The sequence below is a fragment of the Roseomonas sp. OT10 genome (assembly GCF_020991085.1).
Classification (GTDB): domain Bacteria; phylum Pseudomonadota; class Alphaproteobacteria; order Acetobacterales; family Acetobacteraceae; genus Roseomonas; species Roseomonas cutis.
In genome coordinates this window covers 2,336,964-2,352,451 of record NZ_CP087719.1, presented here as the reverse complement: position 1 = coordinate 2,352,451, position 15,488 = coordinate 2,336,964, and the positions used below count along the sequence as shown (strand labels likewise).

Here is a 15,488-nt window from a genome sequence, read left to right as displayed (position 1 = left end):
ATGGCGCTGACACTGGAAGGTAGCGCGGACCCCGTCCGGGTCCTGCACGAGGTCTTCGGCCACCCGGGCTTCCGGGGGCGACAGGAGGAGATCGTCCGCCATGTCGTGGCGGGCGGCTCCGGCCTCGTGCTGATGCCCACGGGCGGCGGCAAGAGCCTGTGCTACCAGGTGCCGGCGCTGTGCCGGCCCGGCCTCGGCGTGGTCGCCTCGCCGCTGATCGCGCTGATGGAGGACCAGGTCTCCGCCCTGCGGCAGCAGGGGGTGGCGGCCGCCGCGCTGCATTCCGAGCTGGACGAGGTGGCCCGCGCCACGGTGCTGCGCGACCTCGGGCGCGGGGCGGTGAAGCTGCTCTACGTCTCGCCGGAGCGGCTGGTGCTGGAGGGCACGCTGGAGCGGCTCTCCCGCACGGAGCTGGCGCTCTTCGCGATCGACGAGGCGCATTGCGTCAGCAACTGGGGCCACCACTTCCGGCCCGAGTACCGCGAGCTGGACGTGCTCCAGCGCCTCTTCCCCGACGTGCCGCGCGTGGCGCTGACGGCGACCGCCGATCCGCGCACGGTGGAGGACATCCGCGAGCGGCTGGGCCTCACCGAGGCACCCGTCTTCCGCGGCGGCTTCGACCGCCCGAACATCCGCATCGAGGCGGCGCCGCGCGACGGTGCCCGGCGGCAGATCACGGCCTTCGCCCGCGCCGCCTCCGACGGGCGCGGCGCGGGCATCGTCTACTGCGCCACCCGCAAGGGCGCCGAGCAGACCGCCGGCTGGCTGCGCGACGAGGGATTCGACGCGCTGGCCTTCCACGCGGGCATGGAGGCGTCGGAGAAGCGGGCCGCGCACCGGCGCTTCGCCGGGGGCGAGGCGGTGGTGATGGCGGCCACCATCGCCTTCGGCATGGGGATCGACCGGCCGGACGTGCGCTGGGTGGCGCATGCCAACCTGCCTGGCTCGCCGGAGAGCTGGTACCAGGAGATCGGCCGCGCCGGGCGCGACGGGCTGCCGGCCCGCGCCCTGCTCCTGCACGGCGCCGAGGACATCGTCTGGGCGCGGCACCGGCTGGAGGAGAGCCCCGCCTCGGAGGAGCAGAAGCGCATCGAGCGGGAGCGGATCAACCGCATGGTCGCGATCGCCGAGGCGGTCACCTGTCGCCGCCGCATCCTGCTGCGCTGCTTCGGCGAGGACCTGCCGGCCGATTGCGGCAATTGCGACAACTGCCTGCGCCCGCCCGCGCTGAAGGACGGCACCATCGCCGCGCAGAAGCTGCTCTCCGCCGTGGTGCGCACCGGCAGCCGCTTCGGGCTGGGCCACCTGGTGGACGTGCTGCGCGGCGAGAAGACGGAGAAGGTGCTCCAGTTCGGGCATGACCGGCTGCCGACCTTCGGCGTGGGGCGCGACGTCTCCGCCCATGGCTGGCGCGGCATCGCCCGGCAGCTCGTGGCGCGCGGCGCGCTGGACGTGGCGGTGGAGAACCACGGGGAGTACCGCCCGACCGAATCCGCCCGCCCCATCCTGCGCGGCGAGGAGAAGGTGATGCTGCGCGAGGAAGTGGCGGCGCCGCGCGCCGCCGCCGGCCGCGGAACGGCGCGGCGCGGGACGGCGCCCGCCGCCTCCGGTGATCCCGTCTTCGAGGCGCTGCGGGCCTGGCGGCGGGAGGAGGCGCAGCGCCAGTCCCTGCCGGCCTACATGATCTTCAGCGACCGGACGCTGACGGAGATCGCCGCCATGCGCCCCACCGACCTGGACGAGTTGGGCGAGGTGCCGGGGGTAGGGGCGAGCAAGCTGTCCCGCTATGGCGAGGACGTGCTCCAGGTCCTCAGCGATTGCGAGTGACTTGCAAAGGGTATCCAGTTGCGATAGAGACGCATCTGCCACAGCGCGGGTCGTCTCCGGCATGTATGTCTGTCTCTGCAACGGGCTAACAGATCGTCATGTCCGCGACGCGGTCGCTTCCGGTGCCGAACGTCCCTGCGAGGTCTATTCGCGTTGCGGCTGCAAGGCGCAGTGCGGGACCTGTGTGCGCATGATCCTGTCCCATCTCCGCACGGCCGGCTCGCAGGCGCCGCAGCCCAAGGCCGCCTGAGCCGGATCGCTCCGGTATCGGGATACCGTCTTCACTGAGACTGTCTCTCACTATCAAAATCGAGTAGAATCAATCACTTGACCGATGCCGCGTTTGTCCCTTCTTTGCGACCAGCAAAGGAGAGCGAACCCATGCCCGGCGACGCGAAGGTCATCGAACACCTCAACACCCAGCTCACCAACGAGCTGACGGCGATCAACCAGTATTTCCTGCACGCCCGGATGCTGAACCACTGGGGCGTCACCAAGCTCGGCAGGCACGAGTACAAGGAATCCATCGAGGAGATGCGGCACGCGGATGACCTCATCCACCGCATCCTGTTCCTCGACGGCCTGCCCAACGTCCAGCGCCTGAACCAGGTCCTGATCGGCCAGACCGTGAAGGAGATCCTGGAGTGCGACGAGAGGCTGGAGACCAAGGCGATCAACGACCTGCGCGAGGGCATCGCCCATTGCGAGGCCGTGCGCGACTACATCTCCCGCGACCTGCTGGTGAAGATCCTGGCCGATGAGGAGCACCATTCGGACTTCCTGCACGCCCAGTTCACGCTGATCGAGAAGATCGGCGAGGAGCGCTACACGCTGCTCAACAGCGACGCGGCTCCGGACCAGAACCAGAGCGAGGACTGACCGCCGGGGCAGCCACCGGACTACTTCCGTCTCGAAATCAGAACAGCCATCAAGGCGCGAGGCAAGCATCCACGCTTGTCTGCAAGTGACCGGCTGACGCCCGCGGCGTGAAGGACGGAGGCCATGGTGGCGTGTACCCGTGGCCCGGGGGCAAGGCTCTGCCTCGCCCCCGTACCCCCACTCCGCCAGGACCCTGCGGGCCCTGGACCCGATCAGTGCTGCCGCGGGACAGCCTGCGACGGGGTCACAGCGCCGAGGAGCTTGGCTCCTCGGCGGGGATGGCCTCAGCCCTCGCTGACGCCCTCTGAAGCTTTTTCGGAGTCCCGCCTGTCCGCGCTCCGTCAGGGTTCAGCCCGCAGGCTGACGGCAGCCATGAAGCACCAGACCTCCCAGCGGGGACCGGGGCCCGCTTGTGGCCCCGGCAGGGGAGGGTCTGGGAGGGGACGGCGTCCCCTCCCGGTGCCGCCGTTGGAACATCATAGCGCGATGGGTCAGGTCATCCTGACATCCGCACGATCCCGCACCGGCTCCCAGGGATCAGCCCGGGACGAGGTGCCGGTCCCGCAAGCGCAGGCTTCGGTCGTGGAACTGCGCCACGGCCGGCCGGTGGGCGATGGAGACCAGGGCCGTGTCCGGCAGCCGTTCCCGCAGCAGGCGGTAGAGCCGCTCCTCCGATTCCGGGTCCAGGCTGGCCGTCGCCTCGTCCAGGAATAGCCAGTCCGGCCGGAACAGCAGGGCCCGGGCCAGGGCCAGGCGCTGCTGCTCGCCGCCGGAGAGCCGGCGCTCCCAGGCATCCGCCTCGTCCAGCCGCGGCACCAGCGCGCCAAGCCCCGCCGCCTCCAGCGCCTCCCGCACCTCGGCGTCGGAATGGGCCTCCGGGCTGTCGGGATAGCAGACCGCGGTGCGCAGAGTGCCCAGGGGGATGTAGGGCCGCTGCGGCAGGAACAGGACGCGTCCGCGCGCCGGGATGTCCACCGCGCCGCGGCCGAAGGGCCAGATGCCCGCGAGCGCGCGGAACAGCGTGGACTTGCCGGAGCCCGAGGGGCCGGTGACCAGCACCGCCTCGCCCGGCCGCACCGACAGCGCCGCGTCCTGCATCAGCCGCCGCCCGTCCGGCAGGTCGAGGTCCAGCCCTGTCGCCGTCAGCTCCGGGCCCTCCGCCGGGCAGATGCGTGGCCCGTCCGCCTTGGCCGCCTCGGCCCGCGCGACGGCGTCGCGGAAGCCGGCGAGGCGCGCCACCGTCGCGCGCCATTCGGTCAGCAGTGTGTAGCTGTCGATGAACCAGGAGAAGGAGCCCTGCACCTGGCCGAAGGCGGTGGAGGTCTGGATCAGCGCGCCCAGCGGGATGCGCCCGGCGAAGAAGGCGGGCGCGGCCACCACGAAGGGGAAGACCACCGCCACCTGGGCGAATCCGGCGGTGAAGAAGGTGAGCTGCTTGGTCACCGTCATCAGCTGCCGCCAGTTGCCGATCACCGCGGCGAAGCGGCCGGCCAGGTTGCGCTCCTCCATCGCCTCGCCGCGATGCAGGGCGATGCCCTCGGTGTTCTCGCGGACGCGGACCAGGGAGAAGCGGAAATCCGCCTCCACCCGCTGCCGCTCGAAGTTCAGCCCCACCAGGCGCCGGCCGATCAGATGCGTGATCCAGGTTCCCAGCACCGAGTAGAGCAGCGCCACCCAGACCAGATAGCCGGGGATGGGCAGGTTCAGCACGTTCACCGCGTCCGACAGGCTCCACAGCACGACGATGAAGGAGAGCAGCGTGACGATGGAGGAGAGCAGGCCCAGGCCGAGGGAGAGGTTCTGCTCGACGAAGCCGCGCACGTCCTCGGCGATGCGCTGGTCCGGGTTGTCCGTGCCCGGATCGGCCAGGGCGATGCGGTAGTAGGCGCGGTCGTGCAGCCAGCGGCCGACGAGGTCCGCGGTCATCCAGCGGCGCCAGCGGATGATGAGGAGCTGGCGGAGGTAGAGCTGGTAGACCGCGACCAGGATGAACAGCGCGGCCACCACGCAGAAGCCGGGCAGGTAGCCGAAGAACCCGTCCTCCGCATCCGGCCGGCCGAGGAAGAGCAGGCCGAGGAAGGCGTCCCAGTCCTTCTCCTGGAGGGCGTTGTAGAAGGCGCGCTGCCAGAAGGTCAGGATCACGTTCATCGCCACCAGGGCGAGGTTGAGCAGGACCACCACGGCCAGCAGGCCGCGCGCCCGCCAGCGTTCGTCGCCGGTCCAGAAGGGCCGGGTGAGGGACCAGGCATCCCGCAGGACGCCGATCGTGCCGCGCATGCCGCAGGCTCCGTCTTGGAAGAGGGGAGGGAAGGGGACGGGATCAGCGCGCCCCGGGCTCGTCGGGGGGGATGCGCAGCCGGATGACCCCGCGCAGCTCCTCCAGCCCGGCCGGCTTGCCCTTGCGCAGGATCTGGAGGCGCCCCGCCCGGGCGAGGGCCACCGCCTCGGCCCGGACCGGCCCCATCAGCCGGCGCCAGGCATCCGGCGGCTCGTCCGGGCCGGCCAGGGCGCGGGCCACCTCGCTGGGGCAGATGCCCTTCGACGAACCTCGCGCCGTGGCAAGGTCCAGGATGGTGGCGGCGATCCGCTCGCGCGGCGGGGCCGCCTGCCGTGCGCCGCCGGCCGGCGGGTTCGGAGAGGTCGTCATGCCGCAGTGCTAGAGCGGATCGGGTCGCCGCGGCACGGGGTGGAAGAGTAATTCTGCGTCACGGCCCGTCTCCGGGCCGAGGCCGCTCACGCCGTGGCGCGCTCCACGCCCGGGCCCCCGAGGCCCGCCACCTCGCGGATGATCTTGCGGCGGACCGCGTGCTCGAAGGCCTCGAAGCCCTCCGCGACCATGAGGAAGGAGCCGGGGCCGCCGATCACCTCGTCCCGGTAGTAGTCGTCCAGCGGCGGCTGCGACAGGGCGAGGCTGGTGGGCGGCGGGGTGCGATCCAGCACGGCGAGGCCGTTGATGATGATGTCCTGCGCCAGCGCCTCCTGGCGCGCGATGGAGACGGGGCGGCCGCTGTTGTTCACCCCGTCGCCGGAGATGTCGAGGACCTTGCGGGTCCCCTCGAAGCCCTGGCCATAGAGCCGGCTCGCATAGTCCATCGCGCCGGAGATCGAGGTGTAGAGGTAGTTCCGCCGGGGGGCGGAATCCAGCGCCCGGGCGAACCGTTCCGCGCTGACGGTGTCGGAGATCTGCATCCAGGGCACCAGGTCCTCCTGGATGTTCCAGTCCGACCAGGTGAACAGCGTGCAGGCGATGGCGCCGATAGCGCCGCGAGAGATGCCTTCGATCAGCTTCGGATCGCGGAAGGCGGCCGCGTAGCCGCGCATCTGCATCTCCTGCTCGTCATGGTCGACGGACCGGCTGACGTCCACCGCCAGGACCAGTTCGACATCCACGGGCTCGGCGGCCCGTGCGGAGCGAAGGACGGCGGGGGCACAGAGCAGGCCCCCCACCAGTCCCTCGAGCATTCGGCGTCGTCGCATGCGCGTCTCCCGTCCACGAGGAGCCGGCGTGCTGAGCGATTTCGTCCCTACGCCGGGAGCATGCCCGTCTTGCTGCGGTGCAACAAGACGTTTGTGGCAAGGCTTCCGTCAGAAGGGCCGGCGATCCGCGATGGTTGCATTCTCGCCACTGGTGATCGTGCTGATGGTATTCCCTATCAGGTGCGCCTCGGGCCAGCCGAAGGGACCGCGCACGCGCAGCTCGGCGCCGATCCGCCTTCCCAGCCTCTCCGTGTCGTTGATCGGGTCCCGCTCCACCACGACGTTGAGGATCGACGGGGTGGTGCGGTGGTAGCTCAGCTGGGAGACGGCCGGCGCGTTGAAGGTGACGCCCGGCAGGTTCAGCGCCGCGCCGATCAGCTGTGCCAGCCCGCCGCCCAGCGAGTGGCCGGTGACGAAGCAACGCCCGCGCCCCTGGCGGGCCACCCAGGCGGCCTGCCGGGCCAGTTCGGTGGCGCCGTCGATCTGGGCGCGCAGCATCTCCGTCCCGCGCTGCGCCAGTTCCATCAGGGAAAGCCCGGCACGGCGCGAGCCGGCGAAGGGCAGGGTGGTCACGATGGCGCCCAGCGCCGCCATGGTGCTGCCGCCGAAGCCGATATCGGTGACGATGTCGTCGTCGCCCAGCTCCGGCTGGGTGCCGGCAAAGGCGCAGATGACGTCCGCGCCGGCGCCGTCCGTGGCCTTGCGCCAGTAGGAACCCTGGAACCCGCCCGACAGCTCGCCGTAATGGGCCTGGGTCCAGCCCCAGGCCCGCGTTTCCTGTGAGGAGTACGCCGCCTGTGCAAGGTAGGCGAATTCGAGGATCCGGGGGCCGGGCATGGTGTCTCCGTCAGCGGTTGGTGGCCGATGGCTCGCCATCGGCGCGGTATCCCGTAACGAAACCGACATGACCGATCTCCACCCATTCGGGGGGAGGGGCGGAGACGAAAAAGGGCCGGTCCTTGCGGACCGGCCCTGTTCCTGAAGCGACCCGGGAAGGCCGCCCTGCAGGCCGCTCGGACGGGCCAGCCGGAAGGCCGGCCCGTCCTCGCGATCAGCGCAGGACGATCTCCACGCGGCGGTTCTGCGGCTCGCGCACGCCGTCGGCGGTCGGCACCAGCGGGCGGCTCTCGCCGAACGCCTGGATGACCATCTCGGAGCGGGAGATGCCGTTGCGGGCCAGCTCGGCCGCCACCGCCTCGGCGCGACGCTGCGACAGGCGCTGGTTGTACTGCGGCGAACCGGAGCGGTCGGCGTGGCCGGCCACCTCGATGCGCGTGCTGGACACCCGGCGGGCGTTCTGCGCCGCCTCGGCGATGATCTGCCGGGCGCGGTCCGTCAGGTCGGCGCGATCCCAGTCGAAGAACACCAGGTAGGTCCGGGCCGCCTCGGCCGGCGCCGGGGCCGGGGCCACGGGCGGCGCCACGGGGCGCGGCGTGTACAGCGCGTAGCGGACGCCGAACATGACGGAGTGGTTGTGGTTCTGGTCGACGTCGAACTTGCCGCGCGACACGGTGGCGCCGGTGGTCGGGTTCACGACCTTGCCGTCATAATCCGCCTGCAGCGTGCCCATGTAACGGTACTCGAGGGTCAGCGACAGGCCCGGCACGGAGGTGAGCGGGAAGGCCACGCCGGCGATGCCCTGGTAGGCGAAGCGGCCGCGCGTGTCGTCGATCTCGATGCGGTTGCCGGTGGCCGGCTGGCGCGTGCCCTTGGCGTCCAGGTCGCTCCAGACGAAGCCCGCGCCGCCGCCGATGTACGGCACGACCGGGACCGGCATCTGCGGGAACCAGCGCGGCAGCTGGAAGTCGTAGTAGGCGTTCGCCATGACGCCGTACTGGCTCTGCTCGCCGCTGTTCGCGCGGAAGGCCGAGGTCACGCCGGGGTTGAACACCGTCGCGTTGCGGCCCCAGCCGCCGATGTTCTCGAGGTTGTTGTAGCGGTAGCTGCCCTCGATCTCGGCGCGCACGCCGTTGCCGAAGCCCCAGCCCAGCGCCACGACGCCGCCGAAGCCTTCCTGGAACTGGATCGTGCCGCTGCGGCTGCTGGGCACGCCGTCGAAATAGGCGGCATTGCCGCCCTTGCCCGTGGCGCTGCGCTGGTTGAGGTGGTTCCAGCCGGCGCCGGCGCCGATGTAGAGGCCGGTCACCGGCTGGGCGGCGGCCGTGGGCAGCCAGCTGCTCTGCGCCATCGCAGCGGTCGGCGCGACGAGAACCGTCGCGGCCAGAAGGGTGGAGCGGAACGTCATGGAGGAGACCTTCGTTCGAAGCATCGAGTGCATGGACTGCAACTCGCACAGGTCATAAGCGCGACGAATTCACCAGGTTGCGAGGCGCCGCGGCGTCCGGCTTCCAGGACGCGCATGTTGCAAAACCGCCACATTACCGCGTCAGAAGCGGGCCTGCCCCGAGGCGAGATAGGCTTCCTCCGCCGCCGTGCTCACCCGTCCCAGGGCTGCGTTCCGTCCAGGGAAACGTCCGAATCGCCGTAGGACGGCCCGGTGCTCCCAGGCATAGGCGATGCTGCCGCCCGGCGCCGCGTGCGTGGCGGCATCGCGCAACCCCTCGAACAGGGCGACGGAGACATCCTGGGCCGCAAGGGACTCCGCGTGTTCGAAGGGCAGGTAGAGGAAGACCCGCTCGGTCGGCGTCAGGGCCAGGTCGAACCGCCGCTCCAGCACGACCTGCCGCGCCAGCGCCTGGGCAGCCGGGTCGGCGGCGAAGGCCCCGGCCTTCCCCCGGTGCAGGTTGCGCGGGAACTGGTCCAGTAGCAGGGCCAGCGCCAGGGCGCCGCGCGGTGTCTCCGCCCAGCCGTCGAGGCGGCCCTGCCGCGCCGCCTCCGCCTCCACGCCGAAGCTGTCGCGGCATTCGGCGTCGAAGGACGGGTCCGGCCTGAACCAGCGGGGCTGGAAGGTCTCGCGGTCGCCCCGGAACCAGAAGTCGAGGACGGCGTCGGCTGTGCTCATGGGGTCTGCTCCGCCAGGGCCCGGTCGAGCACGCGCACGGAATGCAGCGCCTCGCGCCCGGTGAGGTCGTGGATCTGGTGGCGGCAGGAGGTGCCGTCCGCGACGATCAGGTGCTCCGCCGGCGCCGCGCGCACGGCGGGCGCCAGGGAGAGCTCGCCCATGGCGCGGCTCTCCGCCTGATGCTTCGCGTCGTAGCCGAAGGCGCCGGCCATGCCGCAGCAGGAGGAGGCGATCGGCGTCACCGCCAGCCCGGGGATGCGCTTCAGCGCCGCCACCGCATCGGGGAAGGCGCCGAAGGCCTTCTGGTGGCAATGGCCATGGACATGCGCCGCCGGGGCGGTGGCGCGCAGGGGAAGCTCCGCCTTCTCGCGCGCCAGGAACTCCGACAGCAGCAGGGCGCGCTCCGACAGGCGCTGGGTGGCCCTCCCGGGCAGCATCGAGCGGAACTCGTCGCGCAGCGTGAGCAGGCAGGAGGGTTCGAGCCCCAGCACGGGCGCGTCGGTGGCGGAGAGCGCATCGAGCATCCGCTGCGCCTCCTCGCGCGCCCGCTCCACCAAACCGGCGGCGAGGTAGGTCCGCCCGCAGCAGAGCGGCCGCCCCGGGGCCTTCGGAGCCACCGCGCGCCAGCCCGCGGCGCGCAGCACCCGGACCGCGGCGCGTAGGTTCTCCGGCTCCATCCAGCGGTTGAAGGTGTCGGCCAGCAGCAGCACGTCGCCGCGCCGGGCGGGGGGCGCGCCGTCCAGCTCCGCGTCGCGGAAGGGATGGGGCGCGAAGCGGGGCAGGGAGCGTGTCGCCGCCAGCCCCAGCCAGCGTTCGGACAGGCGCGCCAGCCACGGGCTGGAATCGCGCCAGGCCACAGCGCCCGGAACCCGCGCGGCCAAGGAGGCCCAGCGCGGCAGCTCCGCCACCAGCCGGTCCTTCGCGGCGACGCCGTGCTTCTTCGCGCGCGCGTGCAGAACCTCGATCTTCATCTTGGCCATGTCCACGCCGGTCGGGCATTCGCGCTTGCAGCCCTTGCAGGAGACGCAGAGCGAGAGCGCCGAGGCGACCTCGTCCGAGGCCAGCGCATCGGGGCCGAGCTGTCCCGTGAGCGCGAGGCGCAGCGTGTTGGCGCGGCCGCGCGTCAGGTGCTCCTCCGCGCGGGTGACGCGGAAGGAGGGGCACATGACGTTCGCGTCGAACTTCCGGCAGGTGCCGTTGCTGTTGCACATCTCCACGGCGCCGAGGAAACCTCCCAGCGGCCCGGGATGGTCGGACCAGTCCAGCACCGGGCGGATGCTCTCATCCGCCGCATAGCCGGGCGGGTAGCGGAACAGCGTGCGGTCATCCATCCGCGGCGCCCGCACCACGCGGCCGGGGTTCAGCAGCCCCTTCGGGTCGAAGGCGTCCTTCACCGCCTCGAAGGCGCGGACGATGCGGGCGCCGAACATCGGCTCGTGGAATTCCGAGCGTACGATGCCGTCGCCGTGCTCGCCGGAATGGCTGCCCTTGTAGTCGCGCACCAGGGCGAAGCATTCCTCCGCGATGGCGCGCATCCGGCGGACGTCCTCGCCCTCCTTCATGTTCAGCACGGGGCGGACATGCAGGCAGCCGACGCTGGCATGGGCGTACCAGGTGCCCTTGGTGCCGTGGCGCTTGAACACCTCGTTCAGGCGTTCCGTGTAGTCGGCGAGGTCGTCGAGATCGACGGCCGTGTCCTCGATGAAGGAGACGGGCTTCCCGTCGCCCTCCATGCTCATCATGATGTTCAGCCCCGCCTCGCGCACCTCCGCGATGGCCGCCTGGAACCCTGGGTCCGTCGCGCGCACCACGGCGCCGGGATAGCCGAGGTCGCCCATCGCCTCCTCCAGCCGGTCCAGCTCGCGCAGCAGCACGCCGTCGTCGTCGCCGTGGAACTCGACGATCAGCAGGCTGTCCGGCTCGCCCAGCACCATCTTGTCGATCGTCGCGCGGTAGATCGGGATGGAGCGGCCGAGGTCGATCATCGTCCGGTCCACCAGCTCCACCGCCTCCGGGTCGAGCGCGACGAGGTGCTTCGACGCGGCCATGGCGGCGCGGAAGGTCGGGAACTGGCAGATGCCCAGCACCTTGCGCGGCTTGACCGGCCACAGCTTCAATTCCAGCGCGGCGGAGAAGGCCAGCGTCCCCTCGCTCCCCACCAGGAGTCGCGCGAGGTTGCCGCGCCCCGTGTCGCGCGCCGCCGGCGTCAGCGCATCGATGTTGTAGCCGCCGACGCGGCGGAGCTGGCGCGGGAAGCGCGCCGCGATCTCCTCCGCCTCGCGCGCGCCCAGGGCGCGGAGCCGCTGCACGAGGTCGGCCACGCCGCCCGGCACGTCGTCGCCCAGGTTGTCCGGCAGGTCGCCGAAGCGGAAGGCGGTGCCGTCGGCCAGCAGCGCATCGATGGCGGTGACGTTGTCCGCCATCAGACCGTAGCGGATGGATTTCGACCCGCAGGAGTTGTTCCCCGCCATGCCGCCGATGGTGCAGCGCGCCCAGGTGGAGGGATCGACCGGGAAGAACAGCCTGTGCGCCTTCAGCGCGTCGTTCAGCGCCCCCAGCGCGAGGCCCGGCTGCACCGTCGCGCGCATCGCCTTCGCGTCGATGTCCAGCACGTTGCGCAGGTGGCGCGAGCAGTCCAGCACCAGCGCGCGGTTCACCGTCTGCCCGCATTGCGAGGTGCCGCCGCCGCGCGGCAGGGCGGGCACGCCCTCCTCGCGGCAGATGGCCAGCGCCGCCTCCACATCGGCCAGGCTGCGCGGCACCAGCACGCCGATCGGCTCCACCTGGTAGATGCTGGCATCGGTGGCGTAACGGCCGCGGTCGGCCCGGCGGAACAGCACCTCGCCCGCCGTCTCCCGCCGCAGCCGCGCGGCCAGCCTCTGCTCCCCGGGGCGCGGGTCGCCGGGGAGGGTCCGCGCAGTCTGGATGGCGTTCATGCTGGCTCCCCGGGATCCTGGGCCGGTCTGCGCCGGCGGCTGCTGCGGTGCAGATTGCGCCACCCGGGAGGCGGGGGCAAAGAGGGGGTCCGAACCGGGGGAACAAGCCGATGGCCTATATCGAGACGCGACCGACCCAGGGGCGTCATTTCCTGCAGATCCCTGGCCCGACCAACGTGCCCGACCGGGTGCTGCGGGCCATCGACAACCCCACCATGGACCATCGCGGACCGGAATTCGGCGTCTTCGGCAAGGCGCTGCTGGGGAAGGTGAAGAAGGTCTTCCGCACCACGGGCGACGTGGTGATCTACCCCGCCTCCGGCACCGGGGCCTGGGAGGCGGCGCTGGTCAACACCCTCTCGCCCGGCGACCGCATCGTGATGTGCGAGACGGGCTGGTTCGCGCATCTCTGGCACGAGATGGCGACCCGCCTGGCCCTGAAGCCCGAGCTGATCCCGACCGACTGGCGCCGTGGCGCCGATGCCGCCGCGATCGGCGAGGCGCTGCAGGCGGACCAGGGCCACGCCATCAAGGCGGTCTGCGTCGTCCACAACGAGACCAGCACCGGCTCCACCAGCCGCGTCGCCGCCGTGCGCCGCGCCATCGACGAGGCGGGGCACCCCGCGCTGCTGCTGGTCGACACCATCAGCGGCCTGGGCAGCGTGGACCTGCGCCACGATGACTGGGGCATCGACGTGACCGTGGCCGGCTCGCAGAAGGGGCTGATGCTGCCGCCGGGGCTGAGCTTCAACGCGATCAGCGCCAAGGCGCTGAAGGCGGCCGAGACGGCGAAGCTGCCGCGCGCCTTCTGGGACTGGAAGGCGATGCTGGCGATCAACCCGACCGGCTACTTCCCCTATACCCCCGCGACCAACCTGCTCTACGGTCTCGATGCCGCGCTCGACATGATCGAGGAGGCGGGGCTGGACGCGGTGCTCGCCCGGCACGACCGTCATGCCGAGGCCACCCGCCGCGCCGTCCGCCACTGGGGGCTGGAGGTGCAGTGCGCCGAGCCGGAGGAATACTCCTCCGCGCTCACCGCCGTGCGCGTGCCGGAGGGGCATTCGGCCGACGGGCTGCGCGCCGCGATCCTGGAGCGGTTCAACATGTCCCTCGGCAACGGCCTGGGCCGGCTGAAGGACCGGGTCTTCCGCATCGGCCACCTGGGCGACCTCGGCGACCTGCAGCTGATGGGCACGCTCTCCGGCGTGGAGATGGGGCTGAAGGTCGCGGGCATCCCCTACAGCCCGGGAGGTGCCCAGGCGGCGATGGACTACCTCTCCGGCAACGGCTGAGGCTCAGCCGCGCGGGAGGGCCTCGCGCGGCACCTCGATGTTCAGCCCGAACCAGGCGACCCCCTCGGCCACCAGGTCGAGGATGTAGCCCGCCACCGCGGGGTCGGCCCGGGGCAGTTCCAGCGGCAGCTCCACCGTCTCGCCCGGCCGCACCTCGCGCGCGGCGAGTCGGAGGCGGCGGAAGTCGCGCTCCAGCGTCCCGTCCGCCAGCCGGCGCATCAGCCCGAGATTCACGCTGCCCGTGCCGCTGCCCGCCGGCGGCCAGCGATAGGGTCCCGGGTTGGTCACCCGCAGCAGCCAGGCCGGCCCGCTGGCGTGCAGGGCGATGGCGCCGGTCAGCCGCGCTTCGCCGGCGCCGGGAAGGGGAGCATCCTCCGCCTGCCCGGCCGGGCGGCGGTGCAGGACGAAGGCGCGGATGTTGAGGATCCAGGGATCCAGCCGTTCGAAGACCCGCTGCACCATCGCCGCCTCCGGGGCGGCGCCGCGGGCGGCGCGCGTCTCCTCGGCGCAGAAGGCCTCCACGGGCAGCAGCACGGGCATGTTCGGCACCACCGCCACCTCGCAGCCGGAGAAGCCGGCCGCCTGCGCCATGGTCCAGACCGCGGCGATGTCCACGTCGTTCTCGATCACGCCATGGGCGCGCATCTCCGCCTGGGAGGTGGCGGCGCGGGAATGGCGCGGCCCCGGCTCGATGAAGGCGGCGCGGCCGCCCGGCGCCAGCACCCGCGCCATCTCGTGCAGCGCCGCGCCGGGGTCGTGCAGGTGGTGGAGGACGTCATAGCAGAGGATGCGCTGCACGGAGGCGTCCTCCAGCGGCAGGGCAGTGCCGTCCATCGGCTCCAGCCGGATCCGGGCGGCGAGGTGGGGGGCGTGCAGGCTGGTATAGGCGGCCGACTTCTCCAGCGCGGCCGCCGAGACGTCCACCCCCACCACCTCCAGCCCCTGCTGCGCCAGGGCACGGCAGAGCCAGCCGGTGCCGCAGCCATAGTCCAGCACGCGCTGCCCCGGCCGGGCATCGAGCAGCTGCATGGCCAGGGTCAGCTTGCGGAGCATGTCCCGCGCCATGGCCGGGTCGCCGAAGGGCTTGCGGAACTGCGGGTCGCTCAGCCGGACCGCGTGGTAGTAGCGGTCCGCCCGGTCCGCATGGGTGGCGCCGTCGGTGCCGGCGATCAGCCGCCGCACGTCGATCAGGCCGTCGGGGCCCTGGAATGCCTCGGCCTGGGTGCTGTCCCATCCGGTCATGTGCCGGCCTCCCCGTCTGGGCCCATGGTGATCCCCGCCGGCGGGGGGCGCAATCGGCGCGGCCCGGCCCCCGCCGCGGCGCCGTTTTTCACGCGGCCCAGGGGAGCCGGGACGCTTCCGCCGCAACGCCGCGCTTCCCATCTCGGCAGGCAGACCCCAAGCAGGAGCGGCGCATGATCGAAGCCTGGAGCTGGCCCACCCCCAACGGCCACAAGGTCCACATCGCCCTGGAGGAGACGGGCCTGCCCTATCGGGTCGTCCCGGTGAACATCGGCAAGGGGGAGCAGTTCCGGCCCGACTTCCTGGCCATCACGCCCAACCACCGCATTCCCGCGATCGTCGACCCGGAGGGGCCGGGCGGGAAGGAGATGCGGCTGTTCGAGAGCGGCGCGATCCTGATCTACCTGGCGGAGAAGGCGGGGATGCTGATCCCGGCGGACCCGGCGGAGCGCTACACCTGCCTGCAGTGGCTGATGTTCCAGATGGGCGGCGTCGGACCGATGTTCGGCCAGTACGGCCACTTCAACAACTACGCGCCGGAGAAGATCCCCTACGCCATCGAGCGCTACGCCAGCGAGGTGAAACGCCTGCACCGCGTGCTGGAGAAGCGCCTGTCGGAAGCGGAGTACCTGGCGGGCGCCGCCTACTCCATCGCCGACATCGCCACCTTCCCGTGGATCCGCAACCCGGAGCGCCGCGGCATCGACCTGGCGGAGTTCCCCTCCGTGCGGCGCTGGCACGACGCGATCGCGGCGCGGCCGGCGGTGCAGCGCGGCGTCGCCGTGCTGAGCGAGAACCAGAGGAACGCGCCCATGACGGATGCGGAGCGCGAGGTGCTGTTCGGCAAGACCCAGTTCGCGGCACGCTGAG

At 71.8% G+C, this 15,488-nt stretch carries 13 protein-coding genes; 5 read left to right on the top strand and 8 right to left on the bottom strand.

Translation table 11 applies throughout. The annotated features are described in order from the left end of the window. The 3 genes from recQ (at position 1) to bfr (ending at position 2,706) form a co-directional block, all read left to right on the top strand. Complete coding sequence (recQ, locus tag LPC08_RS10820; protein ID WP_230452686.1) at positions 1–1,827, top strand: DNA helicase RecQ; 1,827 nt, start codon at positions 1–3, stop codon at positions 1,825–1,827. Continuing rightward, a complete protein-coding gene (locus tag LPC08_RS26295; RefSeq protein WP_370643329.1) occupies positions 1,787–2,077 on the top strand; it encodes a (2Fe-2S)-binding protein in 291 nt (96 codons plus the stop codon). The genes recQ and LPC08_RS26295 overlap by 41 nt, the downstream gene beginning before the upstream one ends. Before the next feature lie 131 nt (positions 2,078–2,208). Next, positions 2,209–2,706: a bacterioferritin gene (bfr, locus tag LPC08_RS10810; protein ID WP_230452684.1), complete on the top strand. Its 498-nt coding sequence runs from the start codon at positions 2,209–2,211 to the stop codon at positions 2,704–2,706. 537 nt (positions 2,707–3,243) lie between these two features. Here bfr and LPC08_RS10805 read toward each other — a convergent pair. The 7 genes from LPC08_RS10805 to LPC08_RS10775 form a co-directional block, all read right to left on the bottom strand. Then, positions 3,244–4,983 carry an ABC transporter ATP-binding protein/permease gene (locus LPC08_RS10805; protein ID WP_230452683.1) on the bottom strand — a complete coding sequence of 580 codons (1,740 nt, stop codon included), beginning with the start codon at positions 4,981–4,983 and terminating at the stop codon, positions 3,244–3,246. 43 nt (positions 4,984–5,026) lie between these two features. Continuing rightward, the gene (locus LPC08_RS10800) at positions 5,027–5,353 is read right to left on the bottom strand and encodes a DUF3253 domain-containing protein (RefSeq protein ID WP_230452682.1); all 327 of its coding nucleotides are present in this window, start codon (positions 5,351–5,353) and stop codon (positions 5,027–5,029) included. 86 nt (positions 5,354–5,439) lie between these two features. Beyond that, positions 5,440–6,183: a DUF1194 domain-containing protein gene (locus LPC08_RS10795; RefSeq protein ID WP_230452681.1), complete on the bottom strand. Its 744-nt coding sequence runs from the start codon at positions 6,181–6,183 to the stop codon at positions 5,440–5,442. Positions 6,184–6,291: 108 nt separating this feature from the next. Beyond that, positions 6,292–7,020, bottom strand: a complete 729-nt coding sequence (locus LPC08_RS10790; RefSeq protein WP_230452680.1) for a lipase family protein — start codon at positions 7,018–7,020, stop codon at positions 6,292–6,294. 214 nt (positions 7,021–7,234) lie between these two features. Beyond that, positions 7,235–8,428, bottom strand: a complete 1,194-nt coding sequence (locus LPC08_RS10785) for an OmpA family protein (RefSeq protein ID WP_230452679.1) — start codon at positions 8,426–8,428, stop codon at positions 7,235–7,237. Between the two features lie 141 nt (positions 8,429–8,569). Further along, positions 8,570–9,145 carry a DUF924 family protein gene (locus tag LPC08_RS10780; protein ID WP_230452678.1) on the bottom strand — a complete coding sequence of 192 codons (576 nt, stop codon included), beginning with the start codon at positions 9,143–9,145 and terminating at the stop codon, positions 8,570–8,572. Then, entirely contained in the window at positions 9,142–12,081 is a 2,940-nt protein-coding gene (locus LPC08_RS10775; RefSeq protein ID WP_230452677.1) for an FAD-binding and (Fe-S)-binding domain-containing protein, read from the bottom strand. The genes LPC08_RS10780 and LPC08_RS10775 overlap by 4 nt, the downstream gene beginning before the upstream one ends. Before the next feature lie 110 nt (positions 12,082–12,191). On the opposite strand from LPC08_RS10775, the gene LPC08_RS10770 reads away from it, so the two are divergent. Next, on the top strand, positions 12,192–13,376 hold the full coding sequence (locus LPC08_RS10770; protein WP_230452676.1) for a pyridoxal-phosphate-dependent aminotransferase family protein: 1,185 nt from the start codon (positions 12,192–12,194) through the stop codon (positions 13,374–13,376). 3 nt (positions 13,377–13,379) lie between these two features. Here LPC08_RS10770 and LPC08_RS10765 read toward each other — a convergent pair whose 3' ends face one another. Further along, positions 13,380–14,618: a class I SAM-dependent methyltransferase gene (locus LPC08_RS10765; RefSeq protein ID WP_230452675.1), complete on the bottom strand. Its 1,239-nt coding sequence runs from the start codon at positions 14,616–14,618 to the stop codon at positions 13,380–13,382. Positions 14,619–14,791: 173 nt separating this feature from the next. On the opposite strand from LPC08_RS10765, the gene LPC08_RS10760 reads away from it, so the two are divergent. Further along, complete coding sequence (locus LPC08_RS10760) at positions 14,792–15,487, top strand: glutathione S-transferase N-terminal domain-containing protein (RefSeq protein ID WP_230452674.1); 696 nt, start codon at positions 14,792–14,794, stop codon at positions 15,485–15,487. The last annotated feature ends 1 nt before the right edge of the window (position 15,488 follow it).